Annotated in this window: 24 protein-coding genes, 1 pseudogene and 1 riboswitch; of the genes and pseudogenes, 11 read left to right on the top strand and 14 right to left on the bottom strand. The window is 59.3% G+C overall.

The genetic code is table 11. The annotated features are described in order from the left end of the window. Positions 1 to 26: 26 nt before the first annotated feature. From F6R97_RS19600 to F6R97_RS19590, 3 genes are all read right to left on the bottom strand, one after another. On the bottom strand, positions 27 to 1916 hold the full coding sequence (locus F6R97_RS19600; RefSeq protein ID WP_038981609.1) for a DUF1302 domain-containing protein: 1890 nt from the start codon (positions 1914 to 1916) through the stop codon (positions 27 to 29). Between the two features lie 334 nt (positions 1917 to 2250). Further along, positions 2251 to 3933, bottom strand: a complete 1683-nt coding sequence (locus F6R97_RS19595; protein ID WP_315866957.1) for a fatty acid--CoA ligase — start codon at positions 3931 to 3933, stop codon at positions 2251 to 2253. 297 nt (positions 3934 to 4230) lie between these two features. Then, the gene (locus tag F6R97_RS19590) at positions 4231 to 4860 is read right to left on the bottom strand and encodes a LysE family translocator (protein WP_050683067.1); all 630 of its coding nucleotides are present in this window, start codon (positions 4858 to 4860) and stop codon (positions 4231 to 4233) included. A 283-nt stretch (positions 4861 to 5143) separates the two neighbouring features. Here F6R97_RS19590 and F6R97_RS19585 point away from each other — a divergent pair, with 283 nt between their 5' ends. The 3 genes from F6R97_RS19585 (at position 5144) to F6R97_RS19575 (ending at position 8137) form a co-directional block, all read left to right on the top strand. Beyond that, positions 5144 to 6109 (top strand): 2-hydroxyacid dehydrogenase, encoded by a 966-nt coding sequence (locus F6R97_RS19585; RefSeq protein ID WP_050683066.1) that lies wholly within the window; start codon positions 5144 to 5146, stop codon positions 6107 to 6109. 33 nt (positions 6110 to 6142) lie between these two features. Continuing rightward, positions 6143 to 7141, top strand: a complete 999-nt coding sequence (locus tag F6R97_RS19580; protein ID WP_315866956.1) for a class I SAM-dependent methyltransferase — start codon at positions 6143 to 6145, stop codon at positions 7139 to 7141. 196 nt (positions 7142 to 7337) lie between these two features. Further along, a riboswitch (yybP-ykoY riboswitch) is annotated at positions 7338 to 7460 on the top strand. A 92-nt stretch (positions 7461 to 7552) separates the two neighbouring features. Beyond that, positions 7553 to 8137, top strand: a complete 585-nt coding sequence (locus F6R97_RS19575) for a TMEM165/GDT1 family protein (RefSeq protein WP_038983604.1) — start codon at positions 7553 to 7555, stop codon at positions 8135 to 8137. Between the two features lie 149 nt (positions 8138 to 8286). Here F6R97_RS19575 and F6R97_RS19570 read toward each other — a convergent pair whose 3' ends face one another. After that, entirely contained in the window at positions 8287 to 9105 is an 819-nt protein-coding gene (locus F6R97_RS19570) for a M48 family metallopeptidase (RefSeq protein ID WP_048397774.1), read from the bottom strand. A 267-nt stretch (positions 9106 to 9372) separates the two neighbouring features. On the opposite strand from F6R97_RS19570, the pseudogene F6R97_RS29660 reads away from it, so the two are divergent. Continuing rightward, a pseudogene (locus F6R97_RS29660) lies at positions 9373 to 10659 on the top strand (HAMP domain-containing protein); the annotation flags it as partial. A gap of 12 nt (positions 10660 to 10671) precedes the next feature. Next, positions 10672 to 11514, top strand: a complete 843-nt coding sequence (locus F6R97_RS29655; RefSeq protein WP_390176107.1) for a methyl-accepting chemotaxis protein — start codon at positions 10672 to 10674, stop codon at positions 11512 to 11514. Positions 11515 to 11619: 105 nt separating this feature from the next. Here F6R97_RS29655 and F6R97_RS19560 read toward each other — a convergent pair whose 3' ends face one another. Genes F6R97_RS19560 through F6R97_RS19550 form a run of 3 tightly spaced genes read right to left on the bottom strand, consistent with a single transcriptional unit; the run spans position 11620 to position 12728 of the window. After that, positions 11620 to 12243 carry an SOS response-associated peptidase gene (locus tag F6R97_RS19560; RefSeq protein WP_038981601.1) on the bottom strand — a complete coding sequence of 208 codons (624 nt, stop codon included), beginning with the start codon at positions 12241 to 12243 and terminating at the stop codon, positions 11620 to 11622. Between the two features lie 35 nt (positions 12244 to 12278). Continuing rightward, positions 12279 to 12539 carry a putative signal transducing protein gene (locus F6R97_RS19555; protein WP_038981600.1) on the bottom strand — a complete coding sequence of 87 codons (261 nt, stop codon included), beginning with the start codon at positions 12537 to 12539 and terminating at the stop codon, positions 12279 to 12281. A 6-nt stretch (positions 12540 to 12545) separates the two neighbouring features. Further along, positions 12546 to 12728, bottom strand: a complete 183-nt coding sequence (locus F6R97_RS19550) for a CPXCG motif-containing cysteine-rich protein (RefSeq protein ID WP_007905243.1) — start codon at positions 12726 to 12728, stop codon at positions 12546 to 12548. Positions 12729 to 12870: 142 nt separating this feature from the next. Here F6R97_RS19550 and F6R97_RS19545 point away from each other — a divergent pair, with 142 nt between their 5' ends. Continuing rightward, positions 12871 to 14034, top strand: coding sequence for a 1-acyl-sn-glycerol-3-phosphate acyltransferase (locus F6R97_RS19545; protein ID WP_173667516.1), 1164 nt, complete (start codon positions 12871 to 12873; stop codon positions 14032 to 14034). A gap of 165 nt (positions 14035 to 14199) precedes the next feature. On the opposite strand, the gene F6R97_RS19540 is transcribed toward F6R97_RS19545, so the two are convergent. Next, positions 14200 to 14478 (bottom strand): hypothetical protein, encoded by a 279-nt coding sequence (locus tag F6R97_RS19540; RefSeq protein ID WP_038981598.1) that lies wholly within the window; start codon positions 14476 to 14478, stop codon positions 14200 to 14202. 193 nt (positions 14479 to 14671) lie between these two features. On the opposite strand from F6R97_RS19540, the gene F6R97_RS19535 reads away from it, so the two are divergent. Then, positions 14672 to 14878, top strand: a complete 207-nt coding sequence (locus F6R97_RS19535; RefSeq protein WP_038981597.1) for a hypothetical protein — start codon at positions 14672 to 14674, stop codon at positions 14876 to 14878. A gap of 268 nt (positions 14879 to 15146) precedes the next feature. Here the strand turns inward: F6R97_RS19535 and F6R97_RS19530 are convergent, their stop codons facing one another. Next, a complete protein-coding gene (locus tag F6R97_RS19530; protein WP_038981596.1) occupies positions 15147 to 15731 on the bottom strand; it encodes a YajG family lipoprotein in 585 nt (194 codons plus the stop codon). A 205-nt stretch (positions 15732 to 15936) separates the two neighbouring features. On the opposite strand from F6R97_RS19530, the gene F6R97_RS19525 reads away from it, so the two are divergent. Then, positions 15937 to 16170, top strand: a complete 234-nt coding sequence (locus F6R97_RS19525; protein ID WP_038981595.1) for a hypothetical protein — start codon at positions 15937 to 15939, stop codon at positions 16168 to 16170. Between the two features lie 739 nt (positions 16171 to 16909). Further along, positions 16910 to 18418 (top strand): malate dehydrogenase (quinone), encoded by a 1509-nt coding sequence (gene mqo / locus F6R97_RS19520; RefSeq protein ID WP_315866954.1) that lies wholly within the window; start codon positions 16910 to 16912, stop codon positions 18416 to 18418. Positions 18419 to 18643: 225 nt separating this feature from the next. Here mqo and F6R97_RS19515 read toward each other — a convergent pair whose 3' ends face one another. From F6R97_RS19515 to F6R97_RS19505, 3 genes are all read right to left on the bottom strand, one after another. Beyond that, complete coding sequence (locus tag F6R97_RS19515) at positions 18644 to 18931, bottom strand: PA4642 family protein (RefSeq protein ID WP_038981593.1); 288 nt, start codon at positions 18929 to 18931, stop codon at positions 18644 to 18646. A gap of 63 nt (positions 18932 to 18994) precedes the next feature. Next, positions 18995 to 19480, bottom strand: coding sequence for a hypothetical protein (locus tag F6R97_RS19510; protein WP_050682682.1), 486 nt, complete (start codon positions 19478 to 19480; stop codon positions 18995 to 18997). Between the two features lie 178 nt (positions 19481 to 19658). After that, complete coding sequence (locus F6R97_RS19505; protein WP_315866953.1) at positions 19659 to 20216, bottom strand: hypoxanthine-guanine phosphoribosyltransferase; 558 nt, start codon at positions 20214 to 20216, stop codon at positions 19659 to 19661. A 165-nt stretch (positions 20217 to 20381) separates the two neighbouring features. On the opposite strand from F6R97_RS19505, the gene upp reads away from it, so the two are divergent. Beyond that, entirely contained in the window at positions 20382 to 21020 is a 639-nt protein-coding gene (upp, locus tag F6R97_RS19500; RefSeq protein ID WP_008011992.1) for a uracil phosphoribosyltransferase, read from the top strand. Between the two features lie 2 nt (positions 21021 to 21022). Further along, complete coding sequence (locus F6R97_RS19495; RefSeq protein WP_038981590.1) at positions 21023 to 22297, top strand: uracil-xanthine permease family protein; 1275 nt, start codon at positions 21023 to 21025, stop codon at positions 22295 to 22297. An 86-nt stretch (positions 22298 to 22383) separates the two neighbouring features. Here the strand turns inward: F6R97_RS19495 and hemH are convergent, their stop codons facing one another. Beyond that, positions 22384 to 23409: a ferrochelatase gene (gene hemH, locus F6R97_RS19490; protein ID WP_050682681.1), complete on the bottom strand. Its 1026-nt coding sequence runs from the start codon at positions 23407 to 23409 to the stop codon at positions 22384 to 22386. A gap of 8 nt (positions 23410 to 23417) precedes the next feature. Further along, positions 23418 to 24326 (bottom strand): TIGR01777 family oxidoreductase, encoded by a 909-nt coding sequence (locus F6R97_RS19485; RefSeq protein ID WP_038981588.1) that lies wholly within the window; start codon positions 24324 to 24326, stop codon positions 23418 to 23420. Positions 24327 to 24481: the final 155 nt, after the last annotated feature.

Genomic DNA, 24481 nt, shown 5'->3' with positions numbered 1-24481 from the left:
ATGTGTTCGTCCTGAAAATACAGTGCTTAGAAGTTCACGCCGAAGCTGAGCGCAACGAAGTCGCGATCATCCACGGTGGTGTACTTGCCGTCGAAGAAGTTGGTGTACGCCAGGCTCGCGGTGTAGGTGTTCTGGTATTCGGCATCGACACCCAGGCTCACCGCTTTACGACCTTCCTCGAAGTTACCGCCAGGGCCAGGCGAGTAACCGCTCACGTCATGGGACCAGGCCACGTTCGGTTTGAGGTTCACACCGGCGAACACGTCGTTGTAATCCCAGATGGCGCGACCGCGATAACCCCACGACATCGATGTGGTAAAGCCCTCGTTGTTGCAGTTGCGGCTGCGGTTGTTGGTAGCAGCACCCGCGCCGGCACCGTTGATGGTGCTGGTGTTAAGGATCGCCGAGCAGGTGTTGAGGCCGCCGGTATTCGGCAGTTCACCTGGACCGTAAACCGGGTCACGGCCGTAACGGACATCAGAGCTGCTTTCCAGACCGCCAACATGGGTCACGCCCACTTCGCCCACCAGGGTCAGACGGCTGGCGCCCATGACCTGATCGAAGAAGTGCGTCAGGGTGGTCTGGAACTGGGTGACTTCCTTGCGGCGATAGCCGTGCAGATCCTGACCCGGTACACCGGGGAGCAGCGAAGCATTGGTCAGGGCGCCACCCAATGGGCGTACGCCGGCAAACAGGATGTCGGTGGAGTTGAGTTGCACCGGCGCGTTCGGACGGTAGCTGATCTCACCGCTCCACGCCGTACCGGTAGGCAGGGTAGTGGAGAAGCTCAGACCGTAGAGGCGGATATCTTCCGGGTACTCGACGAAGTACTCGGAATTACCTGCGACCACCAACGGCGCCAGAGCGCGCAGCGCCCCTGGCAAAGCCGCTGCCCGGGCGTAGGCCGCCGCTGGAGCACCGGTGGCGCTGAAGATCGGCGCACGACTGTGATAATTCATGAAATAGGCACCGAACTCGGTGTCCAGCGGCTCGAACATGTATTTGAGGGACGCGCCCCACTGGCCGCTGTCCCGCGCATCGCGATCCGCCCCACGGCGCACCAGCACACCTTCATTGTTTACGTCGACGCCCAGCCTGGTCAATGTAGGCAGGGCCGCGGCCGGAATGGTCGAGCGCTTGTTCAGCACGCGCAGGTTGTTGTCGCAACCGTCGGCAATGATGTCTGGCTGGGAGAAAAAGGTGCCGCAGTTATCGACAACCGTCTGGTCCCATTCCAGCTGATAGAAGGCTTCGGCCGACAGATTGTCGGTGAGGCTCTGGGACACGTAGAACATGTTGACCGGGATCAGACCTTCCTTGACCTCGGCACCGGGACGACGGAATGCGGACACGTCGATCGGGTTGATCGAGTTGATGCCACCGCCGATGAAAGTACTTTCACCCCAGCTCACAACCTGTTTGCCCAGACGCACGGAACCCGGCTGATCGGCAATGGCGTAGTTGTGGTAAACGAAGGCGTCGAGGATCTGGCCGCCGGCGGACTTGGCGCCTTCCTTGCGGTTGCTGTCGCTGATGTCCTTGAACTCGCGGCTTTCATCCTTGAGTTCGAAGTCGTACCAGTATTTGCCCCGGACGAAGACACCGGTGTCGCCATATTTCAATTCAAGGTCATGGATGCCCTTGAAGATCTTCGAAAAAGTTTCGCCGCTCTTGAAGTTGTTGTGACCGTCATCGGACGTCTGGGACAGGCCGTGGCCCCCGTTATTGACGCCGATAAGATTCTTGTTGGGGCTCTGAGTAGACCAACTGGCTCCGATCGACAGGGATGAGTCAAATTGACCTTCGATCTCACCGACGTTGAAACTGACGCCGAATGCAGGCCCGGCGAGCGAAGAGGCGAGACTGACCGCCAGGGGCAGTTTCGCCCGGCGCCAGAACTGGTTTACTGATGTCATCGACGCTACTCCATGTGCATTATTGTTATGGCTGAGTACTTTTAAAAACGTTGTGGGTGACCGGAAGCCAAGCGGTCCGAAGTCACTCCAAAGTTGCATCGCCCCGTTTTGTGCGTGAGCTCCGTTCTTAAAAATCCTTGAGCGGACTATAGCCAGCAGGTAGTAGTGCTTGATCCCTCTAAAGTGTGATTTGCAGCTGCCGGCCACTCTGGAACAGTCCTTTCGCCAGTCCGACACATGTCGGCACGGCAAGGATGGCTGAAAATTCGGATTTGACAAGCCAAGCGCTTGCTTGGTGGGTCTGGCGCGCCGTTTCCGGCGCGCCAGCGGACGCTTAAAGCGTCGAGAGGAAGGTACTGTTGTTGGCCTGCCATTCGGTGATGTCGACGCGGATGCGCTTCTTGTCGAGTTTGCCGACACTGGTCTTGGGAATTTCAGTAACAATGGCGATCTGACTCGGGATAGCCCACTTGCTCAGGTGCCCCTGTTCAACGAACGGCTTGAGGTGCTCCTTGAGTTCCTTGGCCCCGATCTCATGCCCTTCCCTGACTACCAGCAGCGCAAACGGCCGCTCGCCCCACTGCGGATCGGCGATGCCCACCACTGCTACTTCGCGTACCGCAGGGTGGCGGCTGATCAGGTCTTCCAGGTCCAGGGAGGAGATCCACTCGCCGCCAGTCTTGATCACGTCCTTGATCCGGTCGCGAATGTCGATCACGCCCATGCTGTCCAGCGTCGCCACGTCCCCCGTGTGCAGCCAGCCCCCGGCCCAGAGTTCGGCGCCTTTCTGCGGCTCGTTGAAATAACCCTCGGTGAGCCACGGCGCGCGCAGCACCAGTTCGCCCTGGGTCTCGCCATCGGCAGGCAGGAAGTTGCCATCGGTGTCGACGATCGCCGCCTCGACCAACGGCCCCGGTACACCGGCCTTGATCCGGTAGGTGGTGCGTTCGTCTTCGGTGCCGGCCATCAGCTCATCGTTAAGGTGCGCGCACGATACCAATGGCCCGGTTTCCGACATGCCGTAAGCGGCGGTCAACTGAATGCCCTTGGCTTTGGCCGCGTCATACAGCGCACGGTTGAGCGCACTGCCGCCGATGACGATTTTCCAGCCACCGAAATCGATGTTTTGCGCCGCCTTGGCATTGAGGACCATTTGCAGGATGGTCGGCACGCAGTGGGAAAAGCTCACCTTCTCCTTGCGCCACAGTTCCACCAGATACTCGGGATCGTAACGGCCGGGGTAGACCTGCTTGAGCCCAAGCATGGTTGCTACATATGGCAAGCCCCAGGCGTGTACATGGAACATCGGGGTGATCGGCATGTACACGTCGTTGGTGCCCAGCAGGCGCACGCTGTCGATGGAACCCATGATCGTCGACACGCCCATGGTGTGCAGCACCAGCTGCCGGTGGGTGAAATACACGCCTTTGGGGTTACCGGTGGTGCCGGTGGTGTAGAACGTGGTGGCGACCGAGTTTTCGTCGAAATCTTCAAAGTCGTACTGCGGGCTCGCGGCGGCCAGCAATTGCTCGTACTCGCCAATCAGGTTCGGCAGGTCGGCGGTTTTTTCCGGCAAGTCGGTCAGCAGCAGGGTTTTCTCCACGGTAGTCAGGTGCCCGGCAATCGCCTTATACAGCCCGACGAACTCGCTGTTGACCAGCACGAAGCGGTCCTCGGCGTGGTTCATGGTGTAGAGAATCTGTTCTGGCGACAGGCGCACGTTGATGGTGTGGATCACCGCGCCGATCATTGGGATGGCAAACATGCATTCCAGGTAGCGATGGCTGTCCCAGTCCATCACTGCCACGGTATCTCCGGCCTTCACGCCGGCGGCCGTCAACACGTTGGCCAGGCGCGCGACCCGCTCGATCAGGGTCGGATAGCTATAGCGCAATTGATCGCGGTAGATGATCTCGCGGGTTTTTTCGTAACGGGCACCGGACATCAGCAGCCGTTTAATCAACAGCGGATACTGGTAAGCGCCCTCGGCTGGGGGGATAACGCGAGTCTGCAACATAAGAGTCCCTTTTCTGACTGCACGGTCTTGGCTTTTAAAGCTAAGCACTCTAGAGCCCTTGAACGCCAGCCAAATCAGCCAAAGGGATGATTTGCACAGCCATATAAATGCTAGCTTTGCGCCAGCATTTGCAGGAATTCGTTATCTATATCGGATGCGCTGCTGAATCAGGCGTAGGAGCTGCCGAAGGCTGCGATCTTTTGATCTTGGGCGATTTCGATATCGCTGAAGATCAAAAGATCGCAGCCTTCGGCAGCTCCTACAGGGGACCGCGCCGTTTGGCAGAGTAGTGATTGATCAATGCATCTCGGTGAACGCTAGTTTCACGCCGATGGCGATCAGCACCGCGCCCATGGTCCGGTCGAACCAGTGGCCCATGCGGGCGAAACCGGCGCGCACGCGTTGTTGACTGAACAGCATCGCCACCAGGCAAAACCAGACAGCCGTCGCCGCGGCCAGATAAATCCCGTAACCGGCCTGTACCGCCAATGGTGTGTGCGGGTTGATCACCACGGTGAACAACGACAGGAAAAATAGCGTGGCTTTCGGGTTCAAGCCATTGGTCACGAACCCCGAAGTGAAAGCGCCCCGCGCAGTGCGTTCGCCCGCTTCCTGGTGCAGGTCGTCAGCCACCGGTTTGGCTGGTTGCGCGCGCAAGGCCTTGAAGCCGATGTACAGCAAATACGCGGCGGCGGCCCATTTCAAGGCGTTGAACAGCACGATCGACTGGGACACGATCAATCCGATACCCAACAGCGAATAGCCGACGTGCAGGAAAATCGCCGAGCCGACGCCCAGCGCCGTCCAGGTCCCGGCACGGCGACCGTGGGTCACGCTCTCACGCACCACCACGGCAAAGTCCGGGCCGGGGCTGGCAACGGCAAGCAGGTGAATCAGGGCGACGGTCAAAAACTCTGTCCAGTACATGGGGGCTCCTTTTGGGCAGGGCGATCAATTGAAATTTTTCCAAGGATGGACCACACCCTATGGCATCTGTGAAATCTGTGGCCACCGCAATCTGTGCATTCCTGTAGGAGCGAGGCTTGCCCGCGAAGAACGATAACGCGGTGCATCAGAGACACCGCGGTGCTTGCTTCGCGGGCAAGCCTCGCTCCTACAGCGAACGCAGCCTTCGGCAGCATTACCAATTGTGTCATCTGGTAGGCTCGGCAGATTACGCCTTCAGTTCAATGCACAAAAGGTACAGTTGATGACGAACTCTCGCCGCGCCGTTTTCCTCGACCATCCGTCCCTGGACCTCGGCGATCTCGACCTCAGCCCGCTACGCGAGTGCTTCAGCGACTTGCAGCTGTTCGCCCAGACCACGCCTGATCAGGTGGTCGAACGCCTCAAGGGCGCCACCGTCGCCATCAGCAACAAAATCCTGATCGATGCGGCGGCCATGGCGGCCAGCCCCGAGTTGAAGCTGATCCTGATCACCGCCACCGGCACCAACAACGTCGACCTCGCCGCCGCCCGCACTCACGGGATTACCGTTTGCAACTGCCAGGGTTACGGCACGCCGTCGGTGGCTCAGCACACGATCATGTTGTTGCTGAATCTGGCGACGCGCCTGGCCGACTATCAAAAAGCCGTCACCGAAGGTCGCTGGCAGCAGGCGAAACAGTTCTGCCTGCTCGATTATCCGATTGTCGAACTGGAAGGCAAAACCCTCGGCCTGCTTGGCCATGGTGAACTGGGCAGTGCCGTGGCGCGGTTGGCCGAGGCGTTCGGTATGCGCGTGTTGCTGGGGCAGATTCCGGGGCGCCCTGCCCGGCCGGATCGTTTGCCGCTGAATGAACTGCTGCCGCAAATCGACGCCCTGACCCTGCACTGCCCGCTCAACGAACACACTCGCCACTTCATCGGTGCCCGCGAACTGGCCTCGATGAAACCCGGTGCTTTCGTGGTCAACACCGCGCGCGGCGGTTTGATTGACGAGCAGGCATTGGCCGATGCACTGCGCAACGGTCACCTGGGCGGCGCGGCCACCGACGTGTTGAGCGTCGAACCACCCACCGCGGGCAATCCGCTGTTGGCTCAGGATATTCCACGATTGATCGTCACCCCACACAACGCCTGGGGCAGTCGTGAGGCGCGGCAGCGAATCGTTGGCCAGTTGACTGAAAACGCCCAAGGCTACTTCAGCGGTCAAGCGCTGCGGGTCGTCAGTTGATAAACTGCCGCACTTTTTTTCCAGGAGCAGAGTATGGATCCGCGCAGTGAAGTACTGCTTCGTCAGTCCGAATTATTCCAGGGTTCGGTGCTGCTGGCCGGTTTGCCCGCCGATGATTTGCTGGGCCGCTTGCCCGATGCCCACGGCTGGTGCTGGCATGCCGGCGATCAAGCGGCGCTGGACGCCCGTTTCGCCGAACGCAGCCATTTCGGCGTGAATGCGCCGGAGCGCGAGTTCGACAGCGCCGTGGTGTTTCTGCCCAAGTCCAAAGACCTGACCGACTACATCCTCAACGCCCTCGCCTCTCGTTTGGCCGGCCGTGAGCTGTACCTGGTGGGCGAAAAGCGCAGCGGCATCGAAGGCGCGGCCAAGCAACTGAACCCCTTCGGCAAACCGCGCAAGCTCGACAGCGCACGGCATTGCCAGCTCTGGCAGGTCACCGTGGCCAATGCACCCGAAGCCAAGTCGCTGGAAAGTCTGGCACAAACCTACGAACTGCCGTTGGCCGAAGGCCCATTGAAAGTCATCAGCCTGCCGGGCGTGTTCAGCCACGGCCGACTGGATCGCGGCAGCGCCCTGCTGCTGGAGCATCTGGACAAACTGCCGAGCGGCCACTTGCTGGACTTCGGTTGCGGCGCGGGTGTGTTGGGGGCAGCGGTCAAGCGGCGTTACCCGCACAACCAGGTCACCCTGCTCGATGTGGACGCGTTTGCCGCTGCCAGCAGTCGCCTGACCCTGGCCGCCAACGGCCTGGACGCGGAAGTGATGACCGGTGACGGTATCGATGCCGCGCCCATGGGCTTGAGCGCGATCCTGAGCAACCCACCGTTCCATGTCGGCGTACACACCGATTACTTCGCCACCGAGAACTTGCTGCGAAAAGCGGCTAAACATCTGAAAAACGGCGGCGAACTTCGACTGGTAGCGAACAGCTTCCTGAAATATCAACCGCTGATCGAAGAGCACTTGGGTGTGTGCGCGATCAAGGCTGAAGGACAGGGTTTCCGAATCTACCGGGCCAAGCGCGGCTGAAAACACTTTTGCAAAACAGGGCTTGCCCTGGAGCGACGAAAATCCTGTGGGAGCGTGGCTTGCCCGCGAAGAACGATGACGCGTAATACCTGAAAAACCGCGGCGCATTCTTCGCGGGCAAGCCACGCTCCCACAGGTTCTGCAACTTAACTACCGACATTGGGGCTTGCCCAATCGGATTTGCCTAGGCAGAATCCGCTCCGTCCTAGGGGAGTAGTCTCCCACGAGCGCCATGCTCGTCCGGCATACGTCAACATACTTGGTCCTCAGACCATGGCGTATGCGACCCAAGCGTCCGCATCAGACGGATCGCAGGGTTTGACAAGACCTATGACACGAACACCTTACCCGGGGCGGGAAGGCTGTACGTGTCATAGCCGTGTCGACCCGCCCCTTAGGAAAACCCTGATGATGCTGGACTCTCTGCTCGTTCCCACCGCAATCGTTGCCTTGGCCGAAATCGGCGACAAGACGCAACTGCTCGCGCTCATTCTCGCTGCCCGCTTTCGCAAACCCTGGCCGATCATCGCCGGCATCGTCGCCGCGACCCTGGCCAACCACGCAGCAGCCGGTGCGGTAGGCGCCTGGTTCGGCAGTTTCTTCTCGAATGCGACGTTGCACTGGATCCTCGCCGCGAGCTTCACCGCCACCGCGCTGTGGACCCTGGTGCCGGACAAAATGGACGAAGACGAAGCCAGCACCGCCCGCAAGTTCGGGCCGTTCCTGACTACGCTGATTGCGTTCTTCCTCGCGGAAATGGGCGACAAGACCCAAGTCGCAACGGTGATGCTTGCCGCGCAATACCCGGATCTGTGGCTGGTGATCATCGGCACTACCGTCGGGATGTTGATTGCCAACGTGCCGGTGGTACTGGCAGGTAACTTTGCGGCGGACAAACTGCCCTTGACCCTGATCCGTCGCCTTGCGGCGTCGGCGTTCCTGATCCTGGCGATTGTTGCGGTGTACACGGCGATGGAGAGCAGTGGGTGGGTTTGACGCTGTAGGTCGTTAGACCGCGTTATCGTTCTTCGCGGGCAAGCCTCGCTCCCACAGGTTTTCGGTCGATTACATAATGTGTGTACGACACAAAACCTGTGGGAGCGAGGCTTGCCCGCGAAGGCGTCAGCGGCATCAACGCCTATCGATCAGGATTTATTGGCTTTTTCATATAACGGCATGACTTTAGGAATCGCCGCCTGCAAGGCAGCAATCCGACTGCTCGACGCCGGGTGAGTGCTCAAGAACTCTGGCGGCGCGCCATTCGAGGCTTTGCTCATCTTGTTCCACAGGGTGATCGCCGCGTTCGGGTTGTACCCGGCGCGGGCAGCCAATTCGAGGCCGATCAAGTCTGCCTCGTTTTCATTGCCTCGACTGTTGGGCAAGGTCATGCCGTATTGGGCTACGGTGTCCGCCAGGGCCAAGCCGCCCTCGCCCAGACCGAACAACGCACCGGCGCCCTGCTTGGCCATTTCGATACCGTAAGCCTTGGACATCGCTTCGCGACCGTGCTCGCGCAAGGCGTGAGCGATTTCATGGCCAATGATGGCGGCGATTTCGTCGTCGGTGAGTTGCAGGGTGTCGATCAGCCCGGAGTAGAAAATGATCTTGCCGCCAGGCCCACAGGAAGCATTGAGATCGTCGCTCTTGATCAGATTCACTTCCCACTGCCACTGGGCCGAATCCGGACGGAACACCGGCGCCTGGGCAATCAGCCGCTTGGAGATCGCCTGAACGCGCTTGGCATCGTTACTGGTTTTGTCCAGAACCCCTTTGCTGCTCGCCTCCCCGACGGTCTTTTGATAAGACTGGGCGTACATCTGGTTGACCTCGGCGGTCGATAACATGCTGAACATGTATTGCTTGCGCTCAACCCCTACGGCACCACCGCTGGTGGTGTTGACCGACTGACAACCGGCGAGCAGCAGACCTGCGCTCAGTGCACACAAAACCAATGTCTTATTCATCAAGAAGCTCCCTGGAAACATGCCGCGTATCCTAGGTGGGGATTTGTATCGGCGCCAGATACAACGGACGTGTAACACGTACATTTCAGACAAAACCCCGTAGGAAAAAATTCACATAGCAGCGCCCGCCACGGCCGATCACGGTCAGCAATGATTCATTTGCGACATCCAGCACTCCAAAACAGCCAATTCGTCATGGGTCGTTCATGACCTTCCAGCTTCCTGCCGATACAGCACCGCAGACGTCCTCTTGCGTGCGGAGCACTCATGAAATTCAAGTCGATCCAGTTTTCCGTTGCCGCCCTGGCCGGCGCCATTGTGCTCAGCGTCGTCGCCGCTTTGGTGCTGTACGCGCTGTTTTCCGGCGCCCGGACCCAAGACATGGTCCAGCAACGGACTCAGGCGCAGTTCGAGCAAGTCATCGAACAACGCCTGACCTCGCTGGCGCAAACCCAGGTCAGCCAGATCCAGCGCGAACTCGAAGCACCGCTGCTGATCGCCGGCGGGCTGGTGCGGGTGAACGCGTTGATCGGTACCCCGGGCGCCGATGGCCAGCCACAGTTGAGCCTGAGCCGTGAGCAACTGATTAGCCTGATCAAGGAAAACGTCGCCCGGAACCCGAAAATTCTCGGCACCTACATCGGTTGGGAAAAAAACGCCCTCGACCACAACGATGCGGCCTACGTCGACACCCCAGTGGTCGGCATCGACGCCAGCAACGGGCGCTTCCTGCCGTGGTGGTTCCGCAACGAAGACGGCAGCCTGGGGCTGGACAAACTGGTGGACGTCGACGACCAGAAAACACTCTCCACCGGCGTGCGCGCCAGCGAGTACTACCTGTGCTCCAAAGAAACCAAAAAATCCTGCGTGATCGATCCGGCGCCCTACAAGGTCGGCGACAAGATCGTCATGCTCGCCTCTTTCATTGAACCGATCATGCTCAACGGGGCCTTCCAGGGCATCGTCGGCGCCGACCTGTCGGTGAACTTCATCCAGGACATGCTCCTGGGCGCGAATCAGAAACTGTACAGCGGCGCTGGGGAAATGGCGTTGATCGGTGGTAACGGCCGCATCGTCGCCTACACCAAAGACCCAAGCAAATTCGGCGAAAAGGTCAGTGACATTCTCGACAGCAAACAGATTGCCAACATGGCCAATCTCAAGCGCGGCGAAGTGACTTACACCGTCGACAAGGCCCAGGGCCGGATCGAGTTGTACCTGCCCTTCGGCATCGGCCAGACCGACGCCCGCTGGACCTTGATGCTGCAATTGCCGCTGAACGCGGTGATGGCCGATCTGCAAAAACTTCAGGGCGACCTGGACGCACAGCGCAAATCCGACACCTTTGGCATGGCCATGGTCGGCCTGTTGATCGCCGGTATCGGTTTGTTGGTGATCTGGCTGGTAGGCCACGGCATTGCGCGGCCGCTCAAGCAAATGGTCGCGATGCTCGACGATATTGCCCAAGGCGAAGGCGACCTGACCCGTCGTCTGACCAGCGACCGCGCCGACGAATTGGGCTCGATAGCCAAAGGCTTCAACACCTTCCTCGCCAAGTTGCAGGCGATGATTACCCAAGTGGTGACGTCGGTGCAGAGCGTCAGCGACTCATCGGAACATACCGCCGACATCGCCATTCGCACCAACATCGGCGTGCATAAACAAATGGCCGAGATCGATCAGGTCGCGACCGCCGTGCATGAAATGACCGCCACCGCCCAGGATGTCGCGCGCAATGCCACTCAGGCCGCGCAAGCCGCCAGCCATGCGGATCAGGCAGCGGCGCAAGGCATGCAAATCGTCCGGGATACGTCGAATTCAATTGGCGTTTTGGCGGTGGAAATTGGCAAAGCCGTCGGCGTTGTGCAGACCCTGGCCAAGGACAGCGAAAACATCAATGCGATCCTGACGGCCATTCGCGGCATTGCCGAGCAGACCAATCTATTGGCCTTGAATGCCGCCATCGAAGCCGCCCGTGCCGGTGAGCAGGGTCGTGGGTTTGCAGTGGTGGCCGATGAAGTGCGCAACCTGGCGCAGAAAACCCAGAAGGCCACGGAAGAAATCCAGACGATGATCCAGCACCTGCAACAAGGCACCCGCGATGTGGTGCGGGTCATGGAAGACAGCCAGAACCGCACCGACGAAAGCGTGCAGCACGCGGCAAAAGCGGCCGAGGCGCTGGAGACCATTACGCAGGCGGTGTCGGTGATCAACGACATGAACACCCAGATCGCCAGCGCGGCCGAGGAACAGAGCGCGGTGGCGGACGACATCAACCGTAACGTGATCAACATCGGGCAAGTGGCCAATGAAGTGGCGGGCGGAGCGGATGAATCGAGCGCGGCCAGTGCGGACTTGACCAAGTTGGCAGAGCAGCAGCGGCGGTTGATCAATCAGTTCAAGGTTTGATCCGAAGGCCCCATCGCGGGCAAGCCCGCTCCCACAGGTTTTGTGAACACCATAAATCCCTGTGGGAGCGGGCTTGCCCGCGATGACGTCAACCCAGACAACTAATCAGCCGGGGGTCAAACACTCCGGCCCATTGAGCTTCGGATCATTCACCAGGTTTGCCAGCACCCGCTCGCGCAACGCCGCGGGTTCGCTGGCCAGCAATGCCTGCAAGGCATGCAACGGCGTTTCGGGGTTGAGCCAGGCTTCCTGCCCCGCCGCATCGAGAATCAACGGTCGACGCTGACTCGAGGCCGGCTGGGTGATCACCGCCGTGCTCAACCACACCTGCTCCTGCACCGGATACGCCTCCCAGATCGCCGCAAAGAACAGCGCCGAACCCTCCCCCGGAGTCAGCCAGTACGGACGTTTGCGCGTGGTGCCGCGCCATTCGTAGAAACCATTGGCCGGCAGCAGGCAACGACGCAGGCGCAAGGCTTCGCGAAACATCGGTTGTTCGGCCACGGTTTCGGCGCGGGCATGGGCCGGGGTGCGGGACAGGTCGGTCAGCCACGGCGGCGTCAGGCCCCAGCGGGCGCGGGCCAACTCACGTTGCCCATCTGCGCCGGCACGCAGCATCAACACCGAATCGTTGGGGGAGATATTCCACTGGGCCTGCTGATCGGCGGGGAATCCGGGCAGGGCCGCGAAGGCGGGGTTCCAGCGAAACAGGGCATAACGTCCACACATGGGGCAATACGACTCTTGATCAAACGAACGTCAGCCTAACAGACCAGCGTGCCCGGAAAACTGTCCGGTTCATCGCCGGACAGCGGCAGCGCGGCATTGTACGCGGTGATCAGCTCTCGGGCGTATTCAGCCTGATCGTTATCGACCGACAGGCCCAGCAAGCCGAACATCGGCAACTCCCCGGTGCCGCCGACCAAATCACGCCCAACCAGATGCGCCTCGATGCCCTCGCTGGCGAGCATGCCTTGCAGCAACTCGCCTTCCATCAGGTTTTCCGGTTCGTAGATGCGCTGCATAGACCCTCACTCGTTTTCGCTGTGAACTTCGAGCAACCATTCATGACCGTCAGTCTGCAAAACAAAAGTAATGGGACGGCAACACACAGGACAATCTTCGATATAGGTCTGATCGCCGCCGGACAAGTCCAGAACAGCCTCAGACTCTTCACCGCAATACGGGCATTCATAGCGCTCGGTTTCCAGCATCGCGGTCTCCCAGGTGACTTGTGCGTATAATCGCCGGTCTATTTGCAGGGCTATTTTCGTCTGGCTAACTTTTCAGACCGTGCCCCGTTGGTTTTCGATCAAAACCTTTACTTACCCTAGCCGTTTCTAACAAGAGAGCATGATGGGCGAATTCGATGCCATCCGACCTTACGACGACAGCGAAGTCCCAGCGGTGCTGGCACGGCTGCTCGGCGACAAGGCGCTTCTAGATATCCTCATCCACTTCCGCTTCCCGCGTTATGCCGGTGCCTTCGGCTGGATGCTCAAACCTCTTATAGCTCATCGGCTGCGCCGTGAGTTCGCCAGCGTCAATTCGGTGGCCACATTGCAAGACAAGGTCGAGGTTTACGTCGACCACACCATCGAGCGCGCCACCGACGGTGTCACCTACACCGGCGTCGAGCAGTTCAAGTCCGGCAGCGCCTACCTGTTCATCGCCAACCACCGCGACATCGTGATGGACCCGGCCTTCGTCAACTACGCCGTGTACCACGCCGGCCTGCCGACCCCGCGCATTGCCATTGGTGACAACTTGCTGCAAAAGCCTTTTGTCAGCGATTTGATGCGTCTGAACAAGAGTTTCATCGTGCACCGTTCGATCACCGGCCGCCGGGAAAAAATGGCGGCGTATCAGCTGTTGTCGGCGTACATCAACCACTCGATCCGCAACGACTGCGCCTCGATCTGGATCGCCCAGGCCGAAGGCCGGGCCAAGGATGGCGACGACCGTACCGAGTCGGCGATCCTCAAGATGTTCCACATGAGCCGCAAGGACGAGCCGTTCGGCGAAGTCATCCGCTCGCTGAACCTCACTCCGGTGTCGATCAGCTACGAATACGACCCGTGCGACCAGGCCAAGGCCCGCGAGCTGTACATCCGCGCCACCACCGGCAGCTACACCAAGGTGCCGGGCGAGGATGACGTGAGCATCGCCAAAGGCATCACCGGTTACAAAGGCCGGGTCCACGTGAACTTCGCCGCGCCGATCACCGAGCTGTTCGAAGACACCAAGCAGTTGGCGATCGAGATGGACAAGCAGATTCTTGGTGGTTACCGGTTGTTCCCGGTGCACTACCTGGCCTATGCGCAGTGGAAAGACGCCGACCCGCAACTGCAGGTGCCGAAAGCGGCCGAGGTGTTTGCGGCTGATGAACTGGCCAAGGCTCAGGAAGAATGGCAGCGTCGCCTGGATGCCTGCCCTGAGGAGCATCGTCCGTTCCTGGTGCTGCAATATGCGACGCCGGTGCGCAATCAGTATCGGGTGAAGGCCGGGTTGCCGCTGTAAGGCAATGGCTGGAAATGACAACGGCGCCTTCGGGCGCCGTTTCTTTTATGCAAGATCAAAAGATCGCAGCCTTCGGCAGCTCCTACATTGACCGAGTACACCCGATATCCCACCTGTATGCACAATCCCCCGTAGGAGCTGCCGCAGGCTGCGATCTTTTGATTTTCAGACGCGAGTGCTGATCCACGACACCAGCAACGCCATCCCGAGGCAGGCGAAACCGAAGCGGTAGAAAAACCGGTTCATGCGCAGGGTCGCCCAATCCAGCGTTGGCTCTTCACTGGGACGACTTTGGCGCTGCGCCTCGATACTGGCCATGGCGCGCTGTTCGCGACGACGGGTGGCGTGCAGCAACCAGCCGCCCGGGAAGGCGAACAGCAAGGCCAGCAAGTTGATCAATTTGGCGGGATGAGAAGTAAGAAGCGAAATCAATTGCAGCGACATCACAAACCTCAGGCTAACCGGTGTAGCAGACGCCGGACCGACGACCACGGCGCGGATTCTACCGAAAGCGCTCCGACCTGCCCCGGCTTTCCGACAAATAACGAAACCATTTAGCCGATTACTGTCCTGTGTCACGGCGCCGTCATCTGAATCCGCCAGTCTGTCGCCCCTCGAAACCGACACGGACCCCGTCATGCTCCACGCCGAAAACCAGGACCGCCTCTACCTCATTGCCCCAAGCGACGAACAACAAACCTTAGTCGGCAGCCTCGCCTTCAACGTACAAGACCGGCATTGGCTGGTGTATTGCGCGCTGGGTGGGCATCAACATGCGGACTTGCCGGAGACGGATTTGCTGACGGGGGTGAGTGTTCTGGATTTTTATTCGGAGGCGGCTTGAGCGTCGTGCCCTGTAGGAGCGAGGCTTGCCCGCGAAGGCTTTCTCACATTCAACGTGGATGTTGCCTGACACACCACCATTGCGAGCAGAATCACATAATTGAATCGTGTGCATCTGCGAGGGATTGGCCGGTTGTCAGGCCGTCTTCGCGGGCAAGCCTCGCTCCTACAGGTGCATCGTGAGCAGGTTTGCTCCCACAATGGATCTGCGGGCACAAAAAAACCCGGTGCCATCACTGACACCGGGTTCTTTAAACAAGCCGCAAACGTTACTCGGCAAGCACCTGACCAATCGTCGGGTCCTTGAACAAGCGGGTCAACGCATCACTCAACACATCACTGACCAGCTTGGTATTGGTTTCCTGATTCGGCGCCATGCCAAAACGCTGATCCAGCGACGCACCGTAACGACCGCTGTAACGACGGTTGGCATTCTGCACATCCGAACGGAATGTCGCGCCAATCGTTGCCTCAGTCACGTACATGCCTTCTTTGGGCGACTGATACTTCAGCTCGGCCAGGGTCACCGTCAATTGCGGTGCATTCAGCGCATTGGCCGTGGGGGTAAAGCCCAGCAAGCGCACGGCCGCTTCAGCCTGAGCTTGCAACTTCGGCAGAATCTGCGCGCCCTGCACGGTGATCGCACTGGTCTCCGGATACAGACCACCACGAGTTCCCAGCGTTGGCGACGGACGACCGTCCACCACACGCACCACCACCGGCTGACCACGGCCGACCGGCGCCAACTGAGCCGTCAGCTTGGGTTCCGGGTTCAGTTGTTGCGGGCTGTGGGCGCAGCCGACGAGGGTCAAACTGGTCACAGTGATCAAACCGAACAACAGGCGTTGCAACATGCTCTTCTCTCCAGAATCAGGCACAAACAGGCCCGCAGTATAGCGGTGCGCCACTGCGGCGAACTAGCGTCCAGCAACGATTACTGAAATCTCTGACAAACCCGGCACAGCACGGTTCCTGTCACACATCTGTCACCGACCTTACACATGCACGTCATGGCTCACTGGCAACCTTCACAGCAGTCACCCCACAAGGTACTTTGCCATGCGTTTTCTCATCTCAATGTTCGCGCCACGCCCACTGCATCGCTGCTTTGCCCTGCTCGACCGCAATGGTCGCTGCCAGGCGTTCAAACAGTGCAGCCTGCAGCCCATGGGCGATGGCTGGGTCGAAATCGAAGAAATCCGCCTCAACTGGCTGCACCATCCCCTGCCCGCCAGCGCCCGTGTCAGCCAGCGCCAGCCACGTGTGCGTGCGCAACAACTGTTGACCACCTGACCGGACGCCTAATAAAAGTCATTAAACACGACCATTTCCCTGCGTTTCTTCGTTACAATCTCCCCCCGATTATAAGGACGTCTCCTGATCGGGCCTCGCAGCATCGTTAATGCCTCGGTATTGACACCCCCGCACCGCCCACAGAGAGCCGCCCACACAGATCGAGTGAAGCTGGCGCGCTTGCTGTTCCCTAAGCAAAAACACCACTTTTCGCGAATCTGCAGAGCTGTCATTACGCTCGGTCACTGAGCTGTTTGCCCGTTTTGCTTGTCATGTATCCCATGGCGGCAATCCATCCGGGCACGGTGCCAGGCTGGGACAGCCCTTTTTTGAGGTTCACGTCTTCAAAAGAGCGTGAAAAAAACGGGTTTTCACAACTTCACAAGAGTGTGGCGAGCAATGAATAGTTTTGCGTCTGAACATGCACCATTAGCGTCTACAACAGCCCAACGACACAGGACCGAGTATTCCTCGAACACCGGAGCCTGAAGCCTGTCCGCTACGGATTTGGTTGCACAAACGGATGTCTCGACCATAAGTCGAATTGCCAGCCGCGTGCCGAAATGAGTTCATGTGACTCTTGAGGCCAGGCCGCATGCATCCGTCGAAGTTGCAAAAAATTGCGAAGATTCGGACATGGCGATCCTGGCCATGGGTACCTGGGGCATCACTGACACGCCCCGTCACTCCTGGCAGCTATGCCGACAATTTGGTGCTGCAGATTTTGGAGACGCGTTAAATGGCGCATAACGAAGCAGTCGACGTAGTACTGGTTGGGGCCGGCATCATGAGTGCCACCCTTGCTGTACTGCTCAAAGAGCTCGACCCCGCGATCAAGCTGGAAGTCGTCGAGCTGATGGATTCCGGTGCCGCGGAGAGTTCCAATCCGTGGAACAACGCCGGTACCGGTCACGCCGGGCTGTGTGAGCTGAACTACACGCCACAGGCCGCCGACGGCACCGTCGACATCAAGAAAGCCGTGCACATCAACACCCAGTTCGAGGTGTCGAAGCAGTTCTGGTCCTACCTGACCAAGAAAGGCACGTTCGGCTCGTGCAAGTCGTTCATCAGCCCGGTGCCGCACCTGAGCTTCGTGCAAGGCGACGACGGCGTCTCCTTCCTCAAGGAACGTTTCAAGACACTGAGCAAACACCACGCCTTCTCGGACATGGAATACACCGAAGACAAGGCCACCATGGCCGAGTGGATGCCGTTGATGATGCCGGGCCGCCCGGCTGACGAAGTTGTCGCCGCCACCCGCGTGATGAACGGCACCGACGTCAACTTCGGCGCCCTGACCAACCAACTGCTCCAGCACCTGACCAGCGCACCCGATGCCCAGGTCAAGTACTGCAAGCGTGTGACTGGCCTGAAGCGCAACAACGGTGGCTGGACTGTCAGCATCAAGGACGTCAACAGCGGCAATACCCGTGAGGTCGATGCGAAGTTCGTGTTCCTTGGCGCCGGCGGTGCGGCACTGCCACTGTTGCAAGCTTCGGGCATCGAAGAAAGCAAAGGCTTCGGCGGTTTCCCGATCAGCGGCCAATGGCTGCGTTGCGACAACCCGGAAGTGGTCAAGCACCACCAGGCCAAGGTTTACAGCCAGGCTGCGGTAGGTTCGCCACCGATGTCCGTGCCGCATCTGGACACCCGCGTGGTCGATGGCAAGAAGTCCCTGCTGTTCGGACCTTACGCCGGTTTCACCACCAAGTTCCTCAAGCACGGTTCGTTCATGGACCTGCCGATGTCGGTTCGCGCCGGCAACATCGGCCCGATGCTGGCGGTGGCCAAAAACAACATGGACCTGACCAAGTACCTGGTCAGTGAAGTGATGCAGTCGATGGAACAGCGCCTGGAATCCCTGCGTCGTTTCTACCCTGAAGCGAAAGCCGAAGACTGGCGCCTGGAAGTGGCCGGCCAACGGGTACAGATCATCAAGAAAGACCCGAAGAAAGGCGGCGTTCTGCAGTTCGGTACCGAACTGGTCGCGGCCAAGGACGGTTCCCTTGCCGCCCTGCTTGGCGCTTCGCCAGGCGCTTCGGTGACTGTTTCGATCATGCTGGAACTGATCGAGAAATGCTTCCCGAACAAAGCCAAAGGCGAATGGGCTGCCAAACTGGCGGAAATTTTCCCGGCTCGGGAAAAGGTTCTGGAAACCGACGCTACGCTGTATCGCAAGATCAATGCGCACAACAATGTCGCGCTGGAACTGGTTGAAGCCAGTAACGAGACCGAAAGCTACGCTTGATTCGGCCGCATAAAAAACGCCCCGTCCTCATTGAGGGCGGGGCGTTTTTTTATGGGCTGTGCAACAGATGGCCTTAAGATCCTCGGTGTTAGTTACACCGCCTTCGCGAGCAAGCCCGCTCCCACAATGATCGGCGTACACAAATCAAATGTGGGAGCGGGCTTGCTCGCGAAGGGGCCAGCACAAGCACTAACCAATTCAGGGCAACAACCAGTGTGCCTGAGGTTAACCGCGAGCCTTGCTGATCAGCTCGATGTACTCGGCGGCGTTGCGCTGATCCTTGATCAGGGCGACGAAGTCATTGCCGTGCTCATCCTTGCCATCCAGGTCCAGGCCGGCTTCAACAAAGAACGTCAGAAAACGCTCGAAGTCATCGATGCGCAGGCCACGGTACGCCTTGATCAGTTTGTGCAGCGACGGTGAAGTGGCATCGACCGGCTCAAAATCGAGGAACAGCTTGATCTGCTCATCGCCGATCTCGTCACCAATCACTTGCTTCTTATCTTTACGCATTGCCGACTCCAGCTCGCAGACATTTCACGGGGCGGGCAGTTTACCCCTGCCTTAGCGCCGGGCTCAACGCGGACGAACGCTGCCTGTGTGCAAATCGGCCCAGACATGGCCGTTGGCGTAGCTGAGGAACTGGCAATACACCGTGTCATTGCGCAACAAATCGATCACCACCCGGTATTGGGCCATTGGGTAGAACAGCGTCAGAGTCTTGCGCTTCTCGTCGTAGATCGGCTTTTTCAGGCTTTTGCTTTCGCCATCGAAGTTGACTAGCACCTGGCTGATGGTCGCGCCCTTGTTCAAGGATTTGCCCTTGAGGCGGATCAGCAATGGCGATGTGACCGGGATCGGCTGTTGGTTGGACTGTCGCTGGCTGCCGATCACCACCGAATACTCGGTGACCTGCAACAGTTGCTGCTGCTCGGGTTCAGCGTCACGCAGGGTCAGGTCGTCCGGGGGTAAAAACTGCGCATGCATCGGCGACGGGGCGGCGGCCAAGGGCAGGCTGAGGGTCAGCAACAGGGTGGCGCAGCTGCGGATCAAAAGGCTCATGACAGGCTCCGGGGGCGGGGCCGAGCACTCTAGCATGGGTGTACGAAGATATTTCTATGGACACAGATCCCTGTGGGAGCGTGGCTTGCCCGCGATAGCGATCTGTCTGACACATTAATGCTTAATGCACTGACGCCATCGCGGGCAAGCCCGCTCCAACAGGAATTCGCGTCGGGAGTTACATGCCTTTAACAGCAAAAATCCCGTTAGCGTTACGCCAGTAGCCTTTGTAGTCCATGCCATAACCGAAGATGTAACGGTCGATGCACGGCAGACCGACGAAATCGGCTTTCAGGTCCGGGCGAGCCTTGCGGTCGTGGTCCTTGTCGATCAGCACGGCGGTGTGCACGGCGCGGGCGCCAGCGTGTTTGCAGAAGTCGATGATCGCGCCCAGGGTGTGACCTTCATCGAGGATGTCGTCGATGATCAGCACGTCACGGTCGATGAACGAGACTTCCGGCTTGGCTTTCCAGAACAGGTCGCCGCCGCTGGTTTCGTTGCGATAGCGGGTGGCGTGCAGGTAGGACGCTTCCAGCGGAAAGCTCAGATGGGTCAGCAGCTTGCCGGAGAAAATCAGCCCACCGTTCATCACGCAAAACACTACCGGATTGCTTTCAGCCAGCTGATCGTTGATGTGTGCACCGACGCGGGCGATGGCCGCCTCGACTTCAGCTTCGGTGTACAGGCAGTCAGCCTCTCGCATGATTTGACGGATATGCTCGAGATCAGCGGACATGGCGCTCTCCAAGGGGGGACGGACAAAGGAAAAGCGGGCAAAGGTACGCATCCCGCACGGCCAGATCAAGCGTTTGTGGACTAACGTTCTATATGTCTATAGGACAACACCCTCGGATAGATTAATCTGGGCCGGTTTTTTTTGCCCGCCCCCGGAGCCTTTCCCATGCCCATCCTCGAGATCCGCCATCCGCTGATCCGCCATAAACTTGGCCTTATGCGCCGCGCCGACATTAGCACGAAGAATTTCCGTGAGCTCGCTCAGGAAGTCGGTGCCTTGCTGACCTATGAAGCCACCAAAGACCTGCCGCTGGAAAGCTACGACATCGAAGGCTGGTGCGGCACGGTATCGGTGGAGAAAATCGCCGGCAAGAAAATTACCGTGGTGCCGATCCTGCGTGCCGGTATCGGCATGCTCGAAGGCGTGCTGAGCCTGATCCCGGGCGCCAAAGTCAGCGCCGTGGGCGTGGCCCGCAACGAACAAACCCTGCAGGCCCACACCTACCTGGAAAAACTGGTACCGGAAATCGACGAACGCCTGGCGATGATCATCGACCCGATGCTCGCCACCGGCAGTTCCATGGTCGCCACCATTGATTTGCTGAAAAAGGCCGGCTGCAAGGACATCCGTGCGATGGTCCTGGTGGCTGCTCCTGAAGGTATTGCCGCTGTAGGAAAAGCTCACCCGGACGTGATGATCTACACCGCTTCCATTGACGAAAAACTCAACGAACACGGTTACATCATCCCAGGCTTGGGCGATGCCGGTGACAAGATCTTCGGCACCAAGCAGAAGGACGCTTGAGCATGCAGCAAGAGTTCAACGATCCGCTCTGGCGCACAGTGCTGTCGGGTGCACAGATGCTGTTCGTGGCCTTTGGTGCCCTGGTGTTGATGCCGTTGATTACCGGCCTCGACCCGAACGTGGCGCTGTTCACCGCGGGTTTGGGGACGATTCTGTTCCAGATCGTCACCGGGCGTCAGGTGCCGGTGTTCCTCGCCTCGAGCTTTGCCTTCATCACGCCGATCATTCTCGCCAAGGGCCAGTTTGGCCTCGCGGCGACCATGGGCGGTGTGATGGCGGCGGGTTTCGTCTACACCTTCCTCGGCCTTGCCGTGAAGATCAAAGGCACCGGGTTCATCGATCGCCTGTTGCCACCAGTGGTGATTGGTCCGGTGATCATCTCCATCGGCCTGGCCATGGCGCCGATCGCCGCCAACATGGCGATGGGCAAGGCCGGCGACGGTACCGAGCTGATTCCTTACCAGACGGCGATGTTGATCTCGATGCCGGCGCTGCTGACCACTTTGATTGTCGCGGTGTTCGGCAAAGGTATTTTCCGCCTGGTGCCGATCATCTCCGGCGTGTTGGTGGGTTTCGCCATGGCGTTCTATTTCGGGGTGGTCGACACCGCGAAGATTGCTGCTGCACCGTGGTTCGCGATTCCACAGTTCACGGCGCCGGAATTCAACTGGCAGGCGATTCTGTTCATCGTTCCGGTAGCCCTGGCCCCGGCCATTGAGCACATCGGCGGCGTGATTGCAGTGGGTAGCGTGACTGGTCGCGATTATTTGAAGAAGCCCGGCCTGCATCGCACCTTGCTCGGCGATGGCATTGCCACCACCGCGGCCGGTCTGTTCGGCGGCCCACCCAACACCACCTACGCTGAAGTGACTGGCGCGGTGATGCTGACCAAAAACTACAACCCGAAAATCATGACCTGGGCGGCGATCTTTGCGATCAGCCTGGCGTTCATCGGCAAGTTCGGTGCCCTGCTGCAAAGCATCCCTGTGCCAGTGATGGGCGGGATTCTCTGCCTGTTGTTCGGTTCGATCGCTGCGGTGGGGATGAACACAATGATTCGCCACAAGATCGACCTGGGTGAAGCACGCAATCTGGTGATTGTCTCGGTGACGCTGGTGTTCGGGATTGGCGGTGTGCTGGTCGGCACCGGCACCGGCCCGGACGATTTCGGCCTCAAAGGCATCGCGCTGTGCGCGGTGGTGGCGATTGCGCTGAACCTGTTGCTGCCGGGCCATGACAGCTGGAAGCACAAGCAGGCGGAAGAGCCGCTGATCTAAGCAGGTCTCAAGAACGCCATCGCGGGCAAGCCCGCTCCCACAGGTATTGCGCTGACCTTGTGGGAGCGGGCTTGCCCGCGATGCTTTTAAAGCGCCAACGGCGCCCGTTCACACAATGCGTTCAACGCCCTGGCCCACTGCGGATCATCGTTGAGACACGGCACCAACACCAACTCCTCCCCGCCCGCTTCGCGGAATTGCTCATTGCCGCGATCACCGATCTCTTCCAGGGTTTCGATGCAATCGGCGACGAACGCCGGGCACATCACCAGGACTTTCTTCACGCCGCTTTTGGCCAACTCATCGAGGCGCGCTTCGGTGTAGGGTTCGATCCACTTGGCCCGGCCCAGACGCGACTGGAACGACACCGACCACTTGCCGTCCGGCAGGCCCATGCGCTTGGCAAACTCTGACGCAGTGCGCAGGCACTGAGCGCGGTAGCAAGTGGCTAATACTTCCGGTGAAGCGTTCTGACAGCAATTTTCGCTTTTAAAGCAATGGTGACCGGTGGGGTCGATCTTGGTCAGATGCCGCTCCGGCAAACCATGAAAGCTCAGTAGCAGGTGATCGTAATCCTGCTGCAAATATGGCGTAGCGCTGGCCACCAGGGCATCGAGGTATTCCGGCTGATCGTAGAACGGCTGGAGAATCGAGAACTGCACGTCGAGTTTCTTCTCCCGCACCACTCGCTTGGCTTCTTCGATCACCGTGGTCACGGTGCTGTCGGCGAACTGCGGATAGAGCGGCGCCAGGGTGATTTTTTTGTGACCCTGAGCCGCCAGACGAACCAGCGTCGACTCAATGGATGGCTCGCCGTAGCGCATCGCCAGTTCCACCGGCCCGTGGGTCCACTGCGCGGTCATGGCCCGTTGCAGACGACGGCTGAGCACCACCAGTGGCGAGCCGTCCGCCCACCAGATCGACGCATAAGCGTGGGCCGATTGCTCTGGGCGCTTGATCAGAATCAACGACACCAGCAAACGCCGCACCGGCCACGGCAGGTCGATCACATACGGGTCCATCAGAAATTGATTGAGGTAGCTGCGCACATCCGCCACCGAGGTGGAAGCAGGTGAACCCAGGTTGACCAGAAGCAACGCGTGATCGGTCATGCAACGTCCTATTTCTTAAGGCGGCTGGACAGATCGTCCAACGCCGCGCGCAAATCGGTGAACTGGAAAGTGAAGCCCGCTTCCAGCAAGCGAGCCGGCATGGCCTTCTGGCCACCCAGCAACAACAATGACAACTCGCCCAGGCCCACCTTCAACACGAGAGTTGGCATCGGCATGAACGCCGGACGATGCAACACGCTACCCAACGTTTGGGCGAATTCACGATTGCGTACCGGCTTGGGCGCGCAGGCATTATATGGACCGCTGGCCTCATTGCGGTTCAGAAGAAAATCAATCAGGGCGATTTGATCCTTGATATGAATCCACGACATCCACTGCCGACCACTGCCGATCGGCCCGCCCAGCCCCAGTTTGAACGGCAACAACAGCCGCGACAAAAAGCCGCCCTCGGCGGACAGCACCAACCCGGTGCGAATGAGGATCACGCGAATGCCCAAGGCTTCGGCGCGCTGCGCGGTTTCCTCCCAGGCGACGCACAACTGGCTGGCGAAATCATCGATGACCGGTGGCGATTCTTCAGTCAACTCCCGTTCGCCACCGTCGCCGTACCAACCGATTGCCGAGCCGGAGATCAGCACCTGCGGTTTCTGCTCGCGGCTTTCGAGCCAGGCCAGCAGGGTTTCGGTCAGGGTGATCCGGCTGCTCCACAACAACGCCTTGCGTTTGTGCGTCCAGAGCCGATCGGCAATCGGTGCGCCCGCGAGGTTGATAATGGCATCCACCGGTTCTTGACCCAGGTCCTCAAGGCGTGCGATTCCACGAACCTGAGTGCCACAGACTTTGGCGACTTTTGCAGGCGTGCGACTCCAGACCGTCAGGCGATGTCCCTGGCTCAACCAGTGCTGGCAGAGCTGACGTCCTATCAAACCAGTACCGCCGGTCAGCAATATGTGCATGACATCTTCCTCGCGTGGCGTTTAACCCTGATCACTAGTCTATTTTTATAAGCAGGGATCTTTGGTATTGGGCAGGCTCTGAGCTTAACAATAGGCCAAGCTGTCAGAACGAGGACGCTAAAAGTTATACCAAAAAACAATATTGTACAGGTTTG

It is taken from the genome of Pseudomonas sp. JV414 (assembly GCF_032424305.1).
GTDB classification, from domain to species: domain Bacteria; phylum Pseudomonadota; class Gammaproteobacteria; order Pseudomonadales; family Pseudomonadaceae; genus Aquipseudomonas; species Aquipseudomonas lini.
The sequence above is the reverse complement of the archived record's forward strand: the minus strand, read 5'-3'. Positions and strand labels throughout refer to the sequence as shown.